At 39.2% G+C, this 18046-nt stretch carries 18 protein-coding genes and 1 pseudogene; 6 read left to right on the top strand and 13 right to left on the bottom strand.

What is annotated here, in order from left to right:
• Window positions 1-11 precede the first annotated feature (11 nt).
• Window positions 12-803, bottom strand: coding sequence for an alpha/beta fold hydrolase (locus tag F968_RS20155; RefSeq protein ID WP_004793335.1), 792 nt, complete (start codon window positions 801-803; stop codon window positions 12-14).
• Window positions 772-1374, bottom strand: a complete 603-nt coding sequence (locus F968_RS11760; protein WP_000420415.1) for an amino acid synthesis family protein — start codon at window positions 1372-1374, stop codon at window positions 772-774. The genes F968_RS20155 and F968_RS11760 overlap by 32 nt, the downstream gene beginning before the upstream one ends.
• A gap of 152 nt (window positions 1375-1526) precedes the next feature.
• Here F968_RS11760 and F968_RS11765 point away from each other — a divergent pair, with 152 nt between their 5' ends.
• Entirely contained in the window at window positions 1527-2189 is a 663-nt protein-coding gene (locus F968_RS11765; RefSeq protein ID WP_004793336.1) for a GntR family transcriptional regulator, read from the top strand.
• A gap of 62 nt (window positions 2190-2251) precedes the next feature.
• Complete coding sequence (locus F968_RS11770; RefSeq protein ID WP_001277471.1) at window positions 2252-2536, top strand: DUF1330 domain-containing protein; 285 nt, start codon at window positions 2252-2254, stop codon at window positions 2534-2536.
• A 67-nt stretch (window positions 2537-2603) separates the two neighbouring features.
• On the opposite strand, the gene F968_RS11775 is transcribed toward F968_RS11770, so the two are convergent.
• From F968_RS11775 to F968_RS11815, 10 genes and pseudogenes are all read right to left on the bottom strand, one after another.
• Entirely contained in the window at window positions 2604-3248 is a 645-nt protein-coding gene (locus F968_RS11775) for a glutathione S-transferase family protein (RefSeq protein WP_004793338.1), read from the bottom strand.
• Between the two features lie 104 nt (window positions 3249-3352).
• Window positions 3353-3610, bottom strand: a pseudogene (locus F968_RS20365) (TetR family transcriptional regulator); the annotation flags it as partial.
• Between the two features lie 134 nt (window positions 3611-3744).
• A complete protein-coding gene (locus F968_RS11780) occupies window positions 3745-5061 on the bottom strand; it encodes an MFS transporter (protein WP_004793340.1) in 1317 nt (438 codons plus the stop codon).
• Between the two features lie 113 nt (window positions 5062-5174).
• On the bottom strand, window positions 5175-6113 hold the full coding sequence (locus F968_RS11785) for a hydroxymethylglutaryl-CoA lyase (protein ID WP_004793342.1): 939 nt from the start codon (window positions 6111-6113) through the stop codon (window positions 5175-5177).
• Window positions 6110-7303 carry a CaiB/BaiF CoA transferase family protein gene (locus F968_RS11790; protein ID WP_004793343.1) on the bottom strand — a complete coding sequence of 398 codons (1194 nt, stop codon included), beginning with the start codon at window positions 7301-7303 and terminating at the stop codon, window positions 6110-6112. Before F968_RS11790 ends, F968_RS11785 begins: the two co-directional genes overlap by 4 nt.
• Before the next feature lie 111 nt (window positions 7304-7414).
• Window positions 7415-8341, bottom strand: coding sequence for a LysR family transcriptional regulator (locus F968_RS11795; protein ID WP_004793346.1), 927 nt, complete (start codon window positions 8339-8341; stop codon window positions 7415-7417).
• Between the two features lie 277 nt (window positions 8342-8618).
• Window positions 8619-9209: a cytochrome b gene (locus tag F968_RS11800; protein ID WP_004793348.1), complete on the bottom strand. Its 591-nt coding sequence runs from the start codon at window positions 9207-9209 to the stop codon at window positions 8619-8621.
• A 12-nt stretch (window positions 9210-9221) separates the two neighbouring features.
• Window positions 9222-10286: a catalase family peroxidase gene (locus tag F968_RS11805; RefSeq protein ID WP_004793350.1), complete on the bottom strand. Its 1065-nt coding sequence runs from the start codon at window positions 10284-10286 to the stop codon at window positions 9222-9224.
• Between the two features lie 33 nt (window positions 10287-10319).
• Window positions 10320-10952 carry a hypothetical protein gene (locus tag F968_RS11810; protein ID WP_004793352.1) on the bottom strand — a complete coding sequence of 211 codons (633 nt, stop codon included), beginning with the start codon at window positions 10950-10952 and terminating at the stop codon, window positions 10320-10322.
• Between the two features lie 204 nt (window positions 10953-11156).
• Window positions 11157-12017 (bottom strand): EamA family transporter, encoded by an 861-nt coding sequence (locus F968_RS11815; protein ID WP_004793354.1) that lies wholly within the window; start codon window positions 12015-12017, stop codon window positions 11157-11159.
• A gap of 118 nt (window positions 12018-12135) precedes the next feature.
• Here F968_RS11815 and F968_RS11820 point away from each other — a divergent pair, with 118 nt between their 5' ends.
• Window positions 12136-12603, top strand: a complete 468-nt coding sequence (locus F968_RS11820; protein ID WP_004793356.1) for an Lrp/AsnC family transcriptional regulator — start codon at window positions 12136-12138, stop codon at window positions 12601-12603.
• Window positions 12604-12690: 87 nt separating this feature from the next.
• On the opposite strand, the gene eat is transcribed toward F968_RS11820, so the two are convergent.
• Window positions 12691-14106: an ethanolamine permease gene (eat, locus tag F968_RS11825; protein WP_004793358.1), complete on the bottom strand. Its 1416-nt coding sequence runs from the start codon at window positions 14104-14106 to the stop codon at window positions 12691-12693.
• A 180-nt stretch (window positions 14107-14286) separates the two neighbouring features.
• Here eat and F968_RS11830 point away from each other — a divergent pair, with 180 nt between their 5' ends.
• The 3 genes from F968_RS11830 (at window position 14287) to F968_RS11840 (ending at window position 18031) form a co-directional block, all read left to right on the top strand.
• A complete protein-coding gene (locus F968_RS11830) occupies window positions 14287-15288 on the top strand; it encodes a phosphotransferase enzyme family protein (RefSeq protein ID WP_004793360.1) in 1002 nt (333 codons plus the stop codon).
• Between the two features lie 74 nt (window positions 15289-15362).
• Window positions 15363-16688, top strand: a complete 1326-nt coding sequence (locus F968_RS11835) for an HAD family hydrolase (protein ID WP_004793361.1) — start codon at window positions 15363-15365, stop codon at window positions 16686-16688.
• Between the two features lie 308 nt (window positions 16689-16996).
• A complete protein-coding gene (locus F968_RS11840) occupies window positions 16997-18031 on the top strand; it encodes an AraC-like transcriptional regulator QhpR (RefSeq protein WP_002157169.1) in 1035 nt (344 codons plus the stop codon).
• The last annotated feature ends 15 nt before the right edge of the window (window positions 18032-18046 follow it).

Genomic DNA, 18046 nt, shown 5'->3' on the forward strand with positions numbered 1-18046 from the left:
TGTGTGGCAATTTAAACGCTGGTTTCCAACCACGCTTGCATTGCATTATTCACTTTATCAGGTGCAGTTAAGTTCACCATGTGACGTTCATTTTCAATGACAATTGCAGTGCCATGCTTTGCCTGATTCGCCATTTGCACAGCCATTTCTGCAGTTGAGTTCGGATCATCCGTTCCGGTCAACACCAAAGCAGGACAAGTGATCTTTGACCAGTCATCTGCATAGGTTTCATCGCCTTGCGCAAAAGCAGAATATGCTGTGGTATAACCAGACAAGTCGACATTTTCGAGCCATGATTTCACTTTGGCTGCTGCTATACGCTCGACTTCACTTTCGCCAAACCAGCGCTGTAGCGGAGTCTCAACATCAATACGGCCTGTTTTTAACTCTTCAGCTCTTTGGATGACTGCATTACGTGCTTGTGTTGTACGTTTATATACACCATTGAGCACCGCCATCCGTTTAACTAAATCAGGACGGGTAACGCTGACCCCTGTGGTAATTAGTGAGCCCATTGAATGTCCCGCTAAATTTACAGGGCCTAAATTTAAGGCTGTAATAAATTCGATGGTCCATTCAACAAAATCTTGTAATTTTGCGTCTGTCGATAATTTGGTACTTTGACCATGTCCCGGCATATCTACTGAAATGACATGATAATGTTTAGAAAAATATTCAATTTGTGGATACCATGCCGCAGCTTGCATTCCCACTCCATGGATCAGAACCAGAGGCTCTCCTTCGCCTTGCTCAAAATAGTGAGCAATACGGTTATTTGACAGCTGCAGGGTTTTTGACATCATGACCTAACTCTTCCAAATCTTTATAACGATCACCAATACGATGATGTGGTCGACCACCTGTTGCTGCACCAATTACAACAACCAGCTCATCGGCAGCAGGTGCATCTGGAATTGCAAATTGCAATGTTAAGTAATGAGAACGGCGGCCTTCGTCATTTTTATCCATCATTGGAATTAAAATCGGCGCATTTGCCGGGCCACGGGTATTGTTAAATGCCAAATAAGATTTCGCACCGACAGCGCTACGGTAAGTATTACCAAAATGTAAGGTGTGAATTAAAGCCGATGCATGCTCAAGTTCACCATTTAAGCCAACTACTGCACTTTTACCAAAAGCTTCAACAGCTTCACCAGAACCGACTTCATCAAGAATAAGCTTGGTTAAATGTTCGCTTAAGATCGGCGCAATACGGCGAATTTCCGGTGTTAGGTTTTCTACATAACCTTGCCCTGCCCACGGATTTTTAATGACCGCTGCGGCTGCCACCATTTTTAAAGGCTTTGCTGCTTCTTTGCCGCCATCTACATAAGTGGTTTCTACATGAAGCACTGTTTTACGTATGAGTTCCATTGCTCTTCCTTGCAAGTAAATTATCTTGTCATTCGTATTATGGTATACCATAATACATACTGAAATAAAAGCAAGAGTTTGCTATGCTAATTTTTATTGAAAAACATGTGATGAAACTCAACATGTTAAAAAACAGGAAAATTTAATTATTTATGAATCTTAAAATTGAAAACCCGCCCGTAACATTACGAGAGCTGTGTTTAGATAAAGTGCGCAATGCCATTATTACGGGCTATTTCCCTTCAGGAAAAAGACTGGTTGAAAGAACGTTATGTGAAGAACTCGGCGTGAGTCGTTCTGTGGTTCGCGAAGTGATTCGTTATTTGGAAGCAGAAGGTTTAGTTGAGATTTTGCCAAATAAAGGCCCTATCGTTTCTCTACTTAACTGGGACATCGCTTCACAGATTTATGAAATTCGTCTTTTGTTAGAACAAAGTGCTGTGGTTGACTGCACTAAAAACCTCGATGAAAAAACTGCTAAAAAATTAGAACTTCTATTAGAAGATCTTAAAGCTGCGTTTGCTGCTGATGACATCAATCTGATTATTGCGACCTCAACCCAGCTTTATCAAACCATCTTTACCACCGCAAATCATCATATTGCATGGGAAGTGGTACAGCGCTTAAATGGTCGAATTAGCCGTCTTCGTGCCATGACGATGAAATCGACAAAGCGTGAAATTTCAGGTTATCAACGTATTAAAAATATGTGTGAAGCCATCTATCTTCACAAAGACCCAGAAAAGGCAAAAAAAGCGGTTGCTGAACATATTGCTGAAGCTGCTGCTGTTGCAAAAAATATTTTAGATGCGTGAAATCACAAATTTTAGGAAAAGGTAAATATACCTTTATTTAATAAATTATAGGGAAATACGATATGTCTGCTTACTGGATTGCTCATGTCACTATTCATGATATGGAACAATATAAACAATATATGGCCACTGCTCCGCAAGCTTTTCAAAAGTACGGTGCCAAGTTTCTTGCGCGTGGCGGTGCCTCAGAAGTTTTAGAGGGACAAGAGTTTGAACGTCACGTGGTCATTGAGTTTCCAGATATGGAAACCGCACGTGAATGTTATTTTTCACCTGAATATCAGCTTGCCAAAAGTAAACGTCAAGGCTGCTGTGATGTTATGGTGAGTTTTGTTGAAGGGATCTAAATTGCTGAATTGATTTCTCTACTTGAGAAATCAATTCTTTTTTTAAGTGCTTAAGACCATTTCGTTTTTAGGCATTGGTTTGATGATGAAGATTTTGTTCTATAGACATGGCTTTTTGCCAGCTTTCTAAGCTTTCTAGACTTTTTACATATTGTTCAATATTGAGATATTTTGAGCGAATATTTAAAGAATTAATTAGACCATAGACTACGAAACCAATCATAAAATCTGCACCCGTTAAGCTATTGCCTACTAAGAATTTTTTGCCTAGTAATTGTTGATCTAAATACGAAAATACTTTATCCAACTCAGCATGCGCATATTGGTCCAAGAACTTTAATTGAGTGCCATTTTTTAACTCAATCGAATTAAAAATGTTTAATAAATATGGAACCATAGCCGAACTTTCTGAAAAATGAATCCATTGTAAATAATCAAGATAACTGTCTGAATCTTTTGCAGGCATAAGTTGTGGAGCAAACTTTTCAATCAAAATTTCTACAATTGCACCTGATTCTGCAATCACTTTTCCATTGAGCTCAATCACAGGTGATTTCCCTAAAGGATGAATGTTTTTTAATTCTTGAGGTGCAAGATTTGTAGTTTTATCTCGAAAATAACTTTTTAATTCATAAGGTTGACTAATTTCTTCAAGTAACCACAGAATGCGAAATGAGCGTGAAGCATTTAAATGATGAAGAATAATAGACATTAATTTTCTCTTTTAAAATAGAAGGTCAACAAAGTAAGACCTCACTATATAGACCTATAGACGACCGGTCTAATATTTTTTTGTTATCGGCCCAGCATTTTACATCACCTACCTGAACTGCATAAAAAACAATCCAGCACCTTTTCCCTCTCATCCACTTGATTTGAATCTAAAAGCTGAATAATTGCGCCTTCAATCATATATAAGCACAGTTTGGCGTCTTGAAAAGTTGCATCGGTTTTTAGTTTTATAAGCTGGCTATAAATTTCATTGATGAGCCATGTTCGATATCTCACCGAGATTTGATAGGTGTTTGGATAGATCAATTTCGTTTCAAAAATGGCTTTAAATAATAGAAAGTACAGTTCCTATAAATATGCTGACCCACTTAGAATATAATTATAAAAATTACAAATAATCATCATGTTATATCACTTTAATATTAACTACACTCATGCCACAGCCAACTAAATGGCTTTGAGCATGAGTGAATCGTTTAACCTTTCTCTTGTAATCGTTTTGGTGTAGCCCATATCAATAGTGCAATACACACAACGCATAAGCTTGCAATAATATATAGTGCGGGTGTTGTGCTTCCTGTTATGTCTTTAATATGACCAACCATAATAGGACTAACAATTCCCCCCATTTGTCCTAATGTATTAATGAGCGCTGTACCACCAGCAACACCTGCCCCCGCTCCAACCAAGACTTTGGGCGGTAAATTCCAAAAAGAAGGAATTGCAGCAACAATACCAGCCCCTAATAACGCAAGTGAAATCACCACCACAACTGGGTTGGCATCAAAGAAACCTGCTGTAAAGAAACCAATAGCACCTAAAGAGAGTAAACCAGCAGTAAATTTTAAACGCTCCCCAGATTTATCTGCTAAACGTCCAACAATTACCATTGTAATTGCTCCCATGAGGTATGGAATGGCACTAAGAAAACCAATCATTTGGGTATCATCAATACCTGAGCTTTTTATTAACTGTGGCCCCCAGAAATTTAGACCATAAGATGCAATTTGAATCAGAAAATAGATAACGCCTAGAATTAATAATCCCGGGGTTTTAATGGCAGCCCATAATGAATGAGAGGCTTTTTCTGGTTGTTTAGGCTCAACCAAACGTTTCAAATGAGCTTTTTCTGAGGTTGATAACCACTGCGCATCATCAATACGATCTTTTAAGTAAGTAAGAACACAAAGACCAAGTAAAACACAAGGTACGCCACCGACTAAAAATAACCAATGCCAGCCACGCATGTTCATCACACCATCAAGTGATGACAACAATACCCCTGAAATTGGTCCTCCAAAGATGCCTGAAAAAGCAGAAGCAAGGAAGAATAATGAAATAATTCGACCACGATAAGTTTGGGGAAACCAAAGCGTCATGTAATAAAGCACACCCGGTGCAAAGCCTGCCTCCATTGCACCAATCAAGAAACGTAATACGTAAAACTGCCATTCAGTAGTCACAAACACCATTAGGGTCGTTGCAACACCCCAAGAAACCATGATTCGCGCAATCCATTTTCTGGCACCAAATTTATGTAGCAATAAATTGCTGGGTACTTCAAATATTACATAACCAATTACAAATAAACTGGCACCGAGGACATAGGCTGTATTACTTAAGGATAAATCAGCTTGTAATTGAAACTTGGCAAAACTGATGTTGATACGATCAAAAAAGGCAAATAAGTAACACACCATAATTAATGGCATGATTTTCCATGCTACTTTTTTTATTAATTGCTTTTCGGCAATTGCTTCAGCCGATAATTCCATGCTTTGCTTTAAACTCATTTATTTTCTCCTGAAAATGAGCCTCAAGACACGTCCCATCAAGTTTTTAAAGACGAGTTGACCAGAGACGATACGAATATCGTCTTATTTCCAACTATCTTGAATGACGTATCTTAATTAAGTGATTTGATATAATCCGGTATCGGATGTAAGTCTGTATTTCGTCCCGCTTTGGCAAGTTGGCTTGGCGTGTCATGTCCTAAAAGTGTTGGTAAGGTTCTCGAAAGTTGAATGAGAGCATCCAAATCAATAGTGGTCGGTATTCCCATTTCTTCACACATATTGACCAAATCTTCAGTACAGATATTTCCCGACGCCCCCGGTGCAAACGGGCACCCACCTAAGCCCCCCAATGCAGCATCAAACCGTCTTGCTCCAGCCTCGTAAGCTGCAAGAACATTAGTTAGCCCCAATCCACGTGTATTATGAAAATGTAGGGTCAGTTGCTCAGGCGAAATTAACGATAAAACGTGAGAGACAATTCTTTTCACTTGCACGGGGTTCGCCATACCAGTGGTATCTGCCAAGGTAATATTATGAATACCCAACTCTAAATAATGTTCAACTAAGCTAAACACTTCTTTTTCACTAATTTTGCCTTCAAATGGGCAACCAAATGTTGTTGCTACAGTTCCGTTAAACTGTGTTTTACCCTGTAGTTGTTCCACAATTTCGGTAAATCCTGCAAATGATTGAGCTTTAGTTATTCGCATATTGGCAAGGTTATGAGTTTGACTAGCTGAAAGAACAAGATTTAACTCATTTGCATTGGCTTCAACTGCCCGAAGCGCACCTTTTAAATTTGGAATTAACCCAACATAAATAATATCTTTATGGCGCGTAATTCCAGTAAAAACCTCACCGCCATCACGCAAATTCGGAATCGCTTTGGGCGAGACAAAAGACCCTGCTTCAATTCGAGAGAAACCCATGGTTGACAACTGATTAATTAAATCAATTTTCTTATTGGTGGGCACCCAAGTCGGCTCAATTTGCAAACCATCTCGTGGAGAGACTTCTTGTACAACAAGTAAGTCGGAAAATGCTGTCATTGCACTACTCCTGATACACGCAGGCTTTCAATATCTTCAGCTTGATAACCGTATTGTTTTAAAACAGATTCGGTATGCTCACCCAACTCAGGGCCACGCCATTTAACCTGCCCCGGTGTTTCAGAAAGCTTAGGAACAATACCCGGCATTTTCACCACTTGACCATCGGGCAACTCGGTTGAAAGCAACATATCACGTGCATGGAAATGCGGATCATTGACCATATCGGCTACAGAATAAATTCGCCCAGATGGAACCTCAGCCTGTTCAAGCTGCTGCAAAACTTCATCAATTGAATGCTGTCGACTCCATGATTCAATTGCAGCATCTAGCAAATCACTTTGTTGCGCACGTCCATCGTTGTGTTCAAACTCAGGTCGATTCGCCAAATCTTCGCGACCAATCACATGCATCAGACGTTTAAAAATTGGGTCACTGTTTCCCGCAATCACAACAAAAGCATTGTCCTTCGTTCGATAGGTATTTGAAGGTGCAATACCCGGCAATGAACCTCCAGAACGCTCCCGAATAAAACCATGCAAGTCGTATTCTGGGACAACACTTTCCATAATATTGAAGACACTTTCTGCAAGTGACACGTCAACAATCTGTCCATTACCGTTATTGGTTTTAATATTCACAATCGACATTAAAGCGCCAATCACTGCATGTAATGAAGCAAGTGAGTCACCTAAACTCACCCCAACTCGTGCAGGCGCAGAGTCTTGTGAACCTGTGGTATAGCGAATTCCACCCATTGCCTCACCAATTGCACCAAAGCCGGGTTTATCTTTATATGGACCAGATTGCCCATAACCAGATATGCGAACAAAAGTTAGTTTAGGGTTAATTGATTTTAAGGTTTCCCAATCTAGGCCTAATTTTTCAAGGGCACCGGGACGCATGTTTTCGACCAGAATGTCGGTGTCGACAATCATCTTTTTGATTAAAGCAATTGCTTCTGGTGACTTAAGATTAAGCGCTAAAGATTTCTTATTACGTGACTGTAAATACCACCACAAAGACGTTCCGTGATGTAACTTACGCCATTTACGAAGTGGATCACCTTTGCCAATAGGCTCAATTTTTATGACTTCCGCACCGAACTCGGCAAGAATGCGTGTTGCAAAAGGAGCTGCAATTAGGGTACCTATTTCAAGGACTTTTATTTTCTCAAGGGCTAGGCTCATAACAATCCATATTATATCTACTTCCGATAGAGTTAAATTTATGGCGCAATCAGCAGTAATACAATTCTTAAAAGATCAACAAGCCTTCGTGGTTTGCGAAACCTATAAAATTTATTCAGATATTATTTCTTTGTGGGGGTGCATAAAATATTCTTTCAAAAGCAAAGTTACTGGATTTAAAAACTCATCATGTTTGGACACCAGATATAAATCTCTTTTTGCCCAATCATCGGTTAACTCTACACTTGCCAGCCCCAAGGGTTTACCAAAGATTTCGAAAACTTTATGAGGCAAAATCCCAATGCCCATACCAGCCTGCACCATACGGCAAACCGCATCAAAACTCGTCACCAATATCCTGAGTTTAAGCTGCTTTCCTAGCGCTTCAGACTTTTGCTGCAAAATCCGATTAATCGCACTTTGAGTATGCAAACCAATAAAGTCGTAGTCCAGCGCATCTTCAAAGGAAATGATTTTCTGTTCACTTAAATATTGCTGGTTTTGTATAACCGCAACCAGCCGATCGCTACGATAATGATAATAATCCAGATCTTCTGATAAATTCTCAGCAATGCAGATGCCTAAGTCGGCAATTTTATTACTTACATTTTGGATAATTTCTATACTTGGACGTTCTTCAAGCTCAATCTTAATTTGAGGGTTTTCAACAATAAACGGATGCAAACTTTCGGGTAAAAACTGAATGATGGTTGATAAATTTGCCTGTAATCGTACAAAACCTTTAATGCCTATTTTGTATTCTTCTAACTCAACCGAAGCTTTATAAACCGAGTCTAAAATGGTTCTGCAATGATAAAGCAGGCTTTCCCCAGCAGGTGTAATTTGCATGCCTTTACCATCGCGAATAAACAGTTTGGTTCCAATCAAATGTTCCAAATCAGTCAAACGCTTACTTGCAGCAGATAGCGCAATCATATTTTTTTCAGCGGCCTTGCTCAGAGATTTTTCATCACAGACTGTTTGAAATATCTTTAAAGTCACTAAATCTAGTTTTCGAATAATATTTTCAATATGCATTACACATTACCAATCTTATAACTTGAAGCTCATAAGGCTATGACAAATATTTAGAATTATAGGAAATTTATATTTTCCCATTGTTAGACAGATAAAATATATTAAATTTAAATATTATCAATCATTTAAAACTTTAAACCAAAATCGAATGTAACTTAAATAGAACATCTTTCATTCCAAATTTATTTGTTTTAACTCCATCAAAATATGTCACCATTTCCGCTGACTTATCCCTCTTATCCGCCTGATCTGAGCTTAAGAGCTGAATAACTCCTTCTCAATCCACACTCTTCTTTTCATTATCTCTATTAGACTCAGTAGAAGAACCCAAAGCCATACTTGAGAATACGCCATCGCGATAAACCCATGCATGTAATAACGCAGCAGACAGATGACCAATAACGACAGCAAATAACAGCCAAGCCAAAACTCCGTGTAGAGTGCGAAACCATGCATAGAGCGTAGAGTTGGTTGGAGCGATTGGTGGAAGGTCCCAACCCGGAAATAACGTTACAGGCCAATTACCTGCCGAAAGCGTTGCCCATCCGAGCAATGGCAAACTAAACATCAAAAGATAAAGTAGCCAATGTGATGCATGGGCAATAAACGCCTGCCAACGGGGTACAGTCGGCGGCAAAGGTGGAATTGGAAAATAGAGTCGATTTATTAATCTTACGATGACCAACAATAAGATTGCGATTCCTAAAGGACGGTGAATATCGATTAACCACGGACGCCAAGTGATTGAGGTTGTCATTCCTACACCAATAAATAGCATAGCCAAAATTGCTACCGCCATAGCCCAATGTAGTATTCGAGCAGTCAAGTTAAAATGACGTGGAGTATTATCGTTAGATTTGTTTTGCATGGCTGATCTCTCCTATTTACCCACGGCATCCGTTGCTTTGCCAAATCCAATTTCACGTAAGCGAGCATTGTAAGACTGCGCATAGATACCTGCTCTTGCTGCGAGTACCGGATCATCTGATAACTCAATTCCGGGTGGAACCAAGGTTGGGTCAAAGTTAATATCACGGCAAACACCATTTACCTGTTCAGTCACATTTTTGACTTCCAATGTTCCCGCTATAACTTCTTTACGTTCTTTTGGCCAAGGTTGAGATGGGTCATTCACCGTGTCTCCCAGCTCAGCAAGTTGCAAAACTAAATCCCAATACAGCGGCCCTTCAGCTAAACGTTTTTTGATATCTTTAAATAAGAAATCATGGCCAGCTTGATCACGTTGTTCTTTGGTCAGACTAATAAATTTTGAATGAGGACGCATAGACCAACGCACTGGCTGTTCTTGTCCATTCGCAGCCCGCAATATAAAAGCATTTACCACATAAAATTCTGCGCCACTAAAACTACCAGTTAATGGCATCTTTGCCTTTTGTTCAATAGACTTACGCGCTTCGGGATATTCTTTTAAGAAAGCTTCAACAAGGCCTGGATCAGGTTTGCCAGTAGATGGAACTGGTTTAAATGCTTTTTGCTGCGCCAAAAAACCTTCAGCATTTCGCGTAGGGAAATAGGGAAAGTTGTTTAATTTCATGCGCCATTGTGAATGATCAGCTGCGGAAAGTAATAAAGCCATACTCACTGTTGCTGTAGAATTATCTGCCGCATGCGGGTTACCGCTTCCAATAGAAAATCGACCAATTGCTGGTATATCAGACTTGGCAAATACCGTGGCTTTAGAGAATGCTGCCGCTGCACCATTACTGTGGTAAATGCCATCAAAACAAATACCCTTACCGTGTGCACGTCGATATCCGGGATCAAATTTACTTAATGATTCGCCCAAAAATGTTTTGCTAGTGGTTCGATGTCCAAATAGACCAGCGACCCAAGCAAATGCCAATACTAAAGAGCCCGCGATTAAAGCAATACCTACAAATGGCAACCAATACTTTTTTAGAGTTTTAAAATTCAAATTATTCATTATTAATCCTGTGTAAATTGTATGGCTGCATCCCTAAGGAAGATTTTGATTAGGTAGTAGTAAAACAGGGTCTTCAATATCGTAACCAGTTTCTTCTGGAACCCCCAGATATTTAACGACAACCAACCTCTTATTTTGTTTAGGCACGCTATAATTTTGGGAAATTTTTATTGCTTTGGTGTAATGAACCGCAATGTGCGTCTTACTTTGTAAAGATGGCGATTTTACAACATATTGTGTTTTATATTGCGTGATCTTCCCTGAAGGATCAAACCAAGATGTTACTTGTTTCTGATGCGTTTTTAAGGTCTGAATTTTTACAGTCTTACTATTACTTACGTTCAAAGGGGTTAAATTTTTTTTAATTTTATTGAGAGCCTTATCAAACGCTGTACTATCTTGATCATAATCAATCTTATGTGTTTTTGGATTGATATAGAGAGATTTAACTTCAATAAGTTTGTCAGGCGATTTACTATTTAATAGATAATAATATAGTTGTGGTAGGCGTCCTCGACCATCTTCGTAGTGTCTTAATACATAAAGTTTTTTCTCTTTTTGCTGATAACCCAATACTTCAATTTTTTGTCCACCACTCACTGTCGCATAACTATGCGCGGACAACGTAAGAATCGTGCTAAAAGTTAGAAATTTTAGAAATTTCATCAGTTCATATCCTTGTGATCTTGTAATCATATTGTATAAATATCAATCAGATTAAAATTGCACTTCAGTAAGTGATACTTGCTGTTTTTATATTCTATTTGTACAGAGGTAGCCTTTTTAAGGGGGGGCTCTATTTATTATTTCTCTCCCCCTTCAAATCGATTCATCTAGCTTTTAGACCTAAGTCATCATAAATGAATGGTCTTATGCAGTATTACGTTTATAGGAGAAATAAGAACATCCTGCACACGATGCCATAATAATTGCTATTCCAACGATCTGAAAATGATTTAATCGTTCATCTAAAATCAGCCATCCAGCCAAAGCACTCACCGCGGGTGATGCACTCACTAATATTCCAAAAACTCGCGGATGCAGTTTTTTCATCGCAACCATATCTAATATAAATGGAATCGCACTCGCTAGCATCGCCATGAGCAAACATGTAAGAAGAATCTTATAACTATCAAAAATATGGATAAGGTGAGATGCACCTAAAGGTGAGGCAAACAAAGCTGCTAGAAACATTCCAGTTGCAACCGAGCTTCCGCCACCTTGGGCAACTTTAGACCCATAAATAATATATAGCCCCCATCCTACTGCTGCCAATAGAGCATACGTCATACCAATAAAGCTGAAGTTATTATTTGAATTGCCCATGGGTAGAAGAAACAAGCCAATAAGAGATACACCGCCCCAAAAATAATCTAATTTATTTTTAGACATTAAAATAGCAACCGTAAGTGGCCCTAACACTTCGATGGAAATCGCGATTCCAACAGACATATAAGAAAATGCTTTATAAATTAAAGTATTCATTAATGTGAGGATTGCCCCATAAATAATTAGATTTTTCCAATTGGTCTGTTTATTCCAGTCTCTCCAAGGTTTAAAGGCAATCCACAAAAAACATGCTGCTAAAGCAAGTCGAGTTAAGGTCACTCCTTCTGCACTAAGAATTGGAAAAAGGGCTTTTCCTATTGATGCACCTATTTGCACAGAAATTAAAGATAGAAATGCGGCTGCAAATGCCATGCCTTGCTTGGAGTTTGTCTCAATCATCATATTTACCGCTCTGGGAATGATTGAAATTTTAATTCTCTGTAATCAATATATTTCTTCTATTTCACTCAATAAAACGATTAAATAACTCTATATTTAAAGCTTAATGAGAGATTTACTCATGTCAGAAATTTCTTTAGATAATTTTGATTATGCAATCTTAAGAATACTGCAAAAAGACAATAAGACTTCGCATCGAGAAATTTCTGAAAAAATTGGTCTATCTGCTGCGTCTGTTCAAAGACGTATATCTCGTATGGAAGAAAAGGAAATTATTTTAAAAAATTGCGCTATTTTAAATCCGCTAAAATTTGGTGAAAAAATTACGTCTATAATTGAAGTCCGCCTTAGCGAAGACCGCTCTGTAGTTATGGACAGAGCGAAGCAATACTTTGCTTCTGTTGAAGAGATTCAACAGTGCTACTTTGTGAATGGAGGCGTCTCTTTTATCATTATCATGCTGAGCAACAACTTATCTCATTTTGAAAGTTTAGTTAGAAAACATTTTGCGGATAATGAAGATGTAAAAACATATCGGACCTTAATTGTTTTGGACCGTGTAAAAGTAAACTTTGAGTTAAATATCTAAACTTTTTTATTTTGGTTTTAAACATTTTAGTCGTTTTATAACACTTAAAAAGAGGCCGAAGCCTCTTTATTTTTACTGCACTCAAACTCAGTCATCAATCATGGCGAACTCTTGTTCAGGCGTACCTTTCACCAAATGGTGACGGCTATATAACAAGTAATAGAGTATAAATCCGACATAAATCAGCGCGGCCAATAACCAAACTTTTGGATTTACCATTAACCCTGCCACTACAGCAACAGCAGCAAGAATCAAAGCGATACAAGACGTCCATATTCCTCCTGGCGTTTTATAAGGACGTGGTAATTCAGGGCGAGACAAACGTAATTTGATATGTGAGAGCATCATCAACACATAAGAGATTGTTGCACCGAATACTGCCATTAAAATGAGTAAGTCACCCTCACCTGTTAAAGAGAGCAAAAAGCCAATAATGCCCGGAATGATAATGGCCCAATATGGCGCTTTATTTTCATTGGTAAGCGATAAGTTTTTTGGTAAATATCCCGCACGTGACAATGCAAAAATTTGACGCGAATATGCATAAATAATTGAGAAGAAACTTGCGACAAGACCCGCAAGACCTACAAAGTTAACAAAACTTGCCAACCATGTGTGCTGACCATATACGGCAATGAGTGCATCAACTAAAGGTGCTCCTGAATTTTTTAAAGCATTTGAGCCGGCAGCACCTGCGCCTAAAAATAAAATTAAAAGTGCAAACGACGCCAATATCAACATTGAACCAATCAAGCCTCGTGGCAACGAACGTACTGGATCTTTTGCTTCTTCGGCAGCCAGTGGCACCCCTTCAACTGCAAGAAAAAACCAGATGGCATAAGGTACTGCGGCCCATATTCCCATATAGCCAAACGGTAAAAAGCTACTCGCACCTGCATTAGCGCTGACTGGAATATCAAACAAACGTGCGCTATCAAAATGTGGAAGCATCGCGACGATAAATACGACCAGTGCAATACAAGCAACGGCGGTAATTCCAAACATGATTTTCAGCGCTTCACCTGCACCTTTCAGATGAATGCCCATAAAAACTAAATAGCAAATTAAATAAACGGCCCAACCGCCAATTCCAAAGAGTGATTGGCAATATGACCCAATAAATACAGCAATGGCAGCAGGTGCAATTGCATATTCAATTAAAATCGCAGTCCCTGTGAGGTATCCTCCAAAAGGACCAAATGCAACACGGGCAAAACTATAGCCACCGCCAGCAGTGGGCAACATCGTCGACATCTCAGACATTACAAAGCTCATGCAGAGATACATAAACGCGACGATGACTGTTGCAATAAAGAGTCCTCCCCAGCCACCTTGTGCCAGCCCAAAATTCCAACCCGCAAAGTCACCCGAAATGACGTAAGAAACACCTAGCCCCACTAAAAGTAACCAACCTACTGCCCCCTTTTTTAACTGACGTTTTGCAAAATACTCTGCGTCCTGTTGTAAAGCACCAACATCCACGCTTAATTCAGATTCTTTCATTGTCGTATGCCTTATCGACTAAATTTACACCACCAATAGTTGCGCAAAAGATATTCATAAAACTTGACAGCAAAACATCTCCCCGACCACTTGAAGTCAAGTTGATTCATTTTTTCTTTTATAAGATCGACGGCATCTCAACACGAAACGTGTTTAAAAATTAAATTGAGGAGATGGGTTATGTCTGTAGAACAAAATGAATTTTTAAGCCAAGTTCAATTACAAATACTGGCAGAACAAGCAATTAAGCAATATCCATCAGACTATCAAGGACAGGTCAAATTGCTGTGTCAGTCTGAAAATGCAACCTATCAAGTTTCGACTGGGTCTGCCCGATATGCACTTCGAATTCACCGTCCGAACTATCACAGCAAACTCGATATACAAAGTGAGCTTGAATGGTTAGATGCTTTAAATGCAAGTGGAATCCAAGTTCCTGTGGCGATTGCAGATCAGTCGGGTGAACGCGTCATTACCTTGAAACTATCGAATGATATTTATCGGTATGCAGTTCTTTTTAACTGGGTTGAGGGCGACATGCCGACTGTTGAAGTCGACCCCACTGCATTTGAACAATTAGGGCAAATTACCGCAAAGTTGCACGTACATAGTAAGACATGGCAAGCGCCTGAAAACTTTCAACGTATTGTGTGGAATCATGAAACTATGGTCGGTGCAGATGGACACTGGGGAAACTGGAAAAACGCACCTTATTTAAGACCGCAAGATCACGGCGTGATTGAAGAAGCCATTGCACAAATTTCGAAAGATTTAAACTTTTTTGGTAAAACCCAAGAACGCTATGGCCTGATTCATGCCGATTTGCGTTTAACCAATCTATTACTACAACAAGAACGTATCGGTGTGATCGATTTTGATGACTGCGGCATGAGCTGGTTTATGCATGATCTCGCCGCTGCGATTAGCTTCAATGAACATTATGCAAATGCACCTCATTGGGTTGATTACTGGTTAAAGGGCTACGAGCGCGTAGGTCATATTCAGTCTGAAGAATATGAAATGATCCCGACTTTTATCATGCAACGCCGCATTCAAATGATGGCTTGGAATGGTTCTCACGCACAAACAGAAATGGCTCAAAGTCTTGGAGACCAATGGTCCAATGAAACTGTTCGTCTTTGTAAAAAATATCTAAATGGCCAAATGCCTATCGGAATTTGAAAAGTGATTTAGATCGCTTTTCTTCATTTTCAATTTTTAGTTTTTAAATTTTATAGAATTTAAAGGAAGGGTTTATGCAAGCTACCCATCAACTGAGCAAAGTTGCCAAAGCACTATTACTCACCAGTAGTCTGGCAAGTATGCTTGCTCTAAGCGCATGTAACTACAGCCCTCTACAAAACACATCTCCCGCAGTCGCTATTCCCAAAAAGGAATATATACAAAAAGGTCAATGGGACGCTTTTAACTTTGACCAACTTAATCAATTAATTGCTACTTATGGAAAAGATAGCCCTAACTATAATTCTGAAAAACGCCCATATATTGTCACTGACTTTGACAATACTTCGGTATTTTTAGACATCGAAGAAGCAACGTTAATTTATCAGCTTGAACACTTAGCGTTTAATGTCACGCCAGAGCAGCTTAATCAGATTATTCGCAAAGGAATTAGCTCGCAAAATTTTGAAGCAGACTACAACAACCAGCAAGGCCAAGCCGTCAATATTGATAAAATTGCCCCAGATATTATTGCCAGCTATACATGGCTTTATCACCACTATAGCGGTCTAAAAGGTAAGCAAAGTCTGGATCAAATTAAACAAGATCCGCATTATCTCGATTTCATTACTAAAATGAGATATCTATATGCGGCGATTGGAGACACGTTTGACCATGAAGTTGCATATCCGTGGGTCACTTATTTATTTACTGGGCTTACCGAACAACAAGTCCGTAATTTGGTGAAAGCAACGGTGGCTTGGCAAATGCAGCAACCGATTGGACCCGTGACATGGACCTCTCCCGCTGCACTTTCGGGTCAAGCAGGCGTTGTGAAAACCACTTGGGAAAATGGTTTAAGACCATACCGTGAAATGCAAAATCTATTTAAGGCCTTTCAGGATAATGGCATTGATGTCTATGTCTGTTCGGCATCTTTTATTGATGTGATTAAGGAAATTATTTCTAATCCAGAGATTGGCTATAACATTAATGAAAAAAATGCCTACGCGATGGAGTTAGAACGAGATACACAAAATCGAATTTTACCCGAGTTTCGTCATGGCTATGCGCAAACTCAAGGTAAAGGCAAAACTGCAACCATCCAGCGTTTTTTAGTCTCTAAATATGGTTACGGACCAATTTTTATCGCAGGTGACAGTGAAGGCGATCAAAATATGATGCAAGATTTTGCGGCGACTCAGAAGGTTCTGATTATCAACCGATTGCGCAGCCCAAGTTCTGATATTGGAAAGTTTTCTCAGCAGGCTGTGCAGGGCTATGGTCAAGCCAATACTAAGTTTTTACTACAGGGCCGCGATGCCAATACAGGTCAATTTAGACCTTCAATGGCCAGTTTAAGTTATGGCGCACAAACGGCAAAAACTACAAAAAATTAGTATTTCACTTATTTTCTCATGCCTACAATACATGTTGTATGCATGAGAAGCCGCTTAATTTCTTGTTTTAGTTCTGCCCTTTTTGCCTATCTCTAATGCATTTTCTGCCTTCTTTTAGTTCGCTACCCAACGTTAAATACAACTCTTGATCTCTTCTTAAAGAATCAAACCTGAAACTTAAAACAGCAACACATAAGTCATTATTTTATAAAAGCTTTTAATAACACAAAATCAAGGACGCAAGCAAAAACTGGTATGGCTTTTGCTTAATATAAGAATAGTTAGGAATAAATATCATGAGACTTGACATGTTACATCTCAACCCAGCTCATCTTGTCGATTCAAATATGTGTAATCAAGGTGTATTGTCTGCAGCTGCCTCTGGATTAAGCGAGTTTATTCGTCAAAAAGGTGCAGATGTTGATCGCGTTTTAGGTATTAGTGGTATTAATCCTGAACTTCTAATCAGCCCAACATTGAGCTTACAACTGCCCAATTATTGCAAGGTGCTAGAACAAGCAGCGCTGGTTTCTGGTTGTGATAATTTTGGCCTGCATTATGGTCAACAGTTTCAACCGAAATCCTTAGGGCTCATTGGGTACATTGGTCTTTGTTCAAACACATTAGAATCTGCACTCATGAACATGACCAATAATTTTTATTTGCATCAGAAAGATACGCTTAATCGAATGGTAGATTTAGGAGATAGCTGGCGCATAGATTATCAGGTTCAACACGGTGCGATTTTAACTCGCCGCCAAGATGCAGAACTGACCATGGGCATGTTTATGAATGTGATCCGTGAAGTCATGGGTCCTCATTATTCACCACGCGCGATTCACTTTGAACATACTCGGCCTGAATTTTGGCAAGAACACAGCAAACTATTTAACGCGCCTGTTTATTTTGATCAACCTTTTAACTCCATCATCATTTCAAAAAAAGACGTCCAGCATACTATGCCGGGGCGTGATTCTATTTTATTAACAGTGATTTTAGATACGCTGCTTTTACTCAATCGCTCTTCTCAAAGTCAAAGTCTTGCAGATCAGGTTCGCTCTCACATCCAACTTGAACTGAGTGAAGGTGAACCAAATCTTGAAAAAATCGCTCATGATATTGGTTTAACCAGTTGCACCCTTACCCGCCGTTTAAAAAATGAAGGACTCACCTTTACCCATTTAGTCGATCAGGTTCGTTGTGAATTGGCCGAACATTATATTAAACAGAAAAATATTCCAATTTCAGAAATGGCATTCTTATTAGGTTACTCAGAAGTAAGTGCTTTATCTCGTGCATTTAAGCGCTGGTTTGGTGTGACTCCACGTCAATTAAGACACTAAAACATCGCAAATACA

It is taken from the genome of Acinetobacter sp. NIPH 817 (assembly GCF_000368405.1).
Classification (GTDB): Bacteria; Pseudomonadota; Gammaproteobacteria; order Pseudomonadales; family Moraxellaceae; genus Acinetobacter.

Excerpts from the sequence above, each read along its gene's own strand:
- F968_RS20155 (WP_004793335.1), bottom strand. The coding sequence starts at position 803 with ATGATGTCAAAAACCCTGCAGCTGTCAAATAACCGTATTGCTCACTAT.
- F968_RS11760 (WP_000420415.1), bottom strand. The coding sequence starts at position 1,374 with ATGGAACTCATACGTAAAACAGTGCTTCATGTAGAAACCACTTATGTA.
- F968_RS11765 (WP_004793336.1), top strand. The coding sequence starts at position 1,527 with ATGAATCTTAAAATTGAAAACCCGCCCGTAACATTACGAGAGCTGTGT.
- F968_RS11770 (WP_001277471.1), top strand. The coding sequence starts at position 2,252 with ATGTCTGCTTACTGGATTGCTCATGTCACTATTCATGATATGGAACAA.
- F968_RS11775 (WP_004793338.1), bottom strand. The coding sequence starts at position 3,248 with ATGTCTATTATTCTTCATCATTTAAATGCTTCACGCTCATTTCGCATT.
- F968_RS11780 (WP_004793340.1), bottom strand. The coding sequence starts at position 5,061 with ATGAGTTTAAAGCAAAGCATGGAATTATCGGCTGAAGCAATTGCCGAA.
- F968_RS11785 (WP_004793342.1), bottom strand. The coding sequence starts at position 6,113 with ATGACAGCATTTTCCGACTTACTTGTTGTACAAGAAGTCTCTCCACGA.
- F968_RS11790 (WP_004793343.1), bottom strand. The coding sequence starts at position 7,303 with ATGAGCCTAGCCCTTGAGAAAATAAAAGTCCTTGAAATAGGTACCCTA.
- F968_RS11795 (WP_004793346.1), bottom strand. The coding sequence starts at position 8,341 with ATGCATATTGAAAATATTATTCGAAAACTAGATTTAGTGACTTTAAAG.
- F968_RS11800 (WP_004793348.1), bottom strand. The coding sequence starts at position 9,209 with ATGCAAAACAAATCTAACGATAATACTCCACGTCATTTTAACTTGACT.
- F968_RS11805 (WP_004793350.1), bottom strand. The coding sequence starts at position 10,286 with ATGAATAATTTGAATTTTAAAACTCTAAAAAAGTATTGGTTGCCATTT.
- F968_RS11810 (WP_004793352.1), bottom strand. The coding sequence starts at position 10,952 with ATGAAATTTCTAAAATTTCTAACTTTTAGCACGATTCTTACGTTGTCC.
- F968_RS11815 (WP_004793354.1), bottom strand. The coding sequence starts at position 12,017 with ATGATGATTGAGACAAACTCCAAGCAAGGCATGGCATTTGCAGCCGCA.
- F968_RS11820 (WP_004793356.1), top strand. The coding sequence starts at position 12,136 with ATGTCAGAAATTTCTTTAGATAATTTTGATTATGCAATCTTAAGAATA.
- eat (WP_004793358.1), bottom strand. The coding sequence starts at position 14,106 with ATGAAAGAATCTGAATTAAGCGTGGATGTTGGTGCTTTACAACAGGAC.
- F968_RS11830 (WP_004793360.1), top strand. The coding sequence starts at position 14,287 with ATGTCTGTAGAACAAAATGAATTTTTAAGCCAAGTTCAATTACAAATA.
- F968_RS11835 (WP_004793361.1), top strand. The coding sequence starts at position 15,363 with ATGCAAGCTACCCATCAACTGAGCAAAGTTGCCAAAGCACTATTACTC.
- F968_RS11840 (WP_002157169.1), top strand. The coding sequence starts at position 16,997 with ATGTTACATCTCAACCCAGCTCATCTTGTCGATTCAAATATGTGTAAT.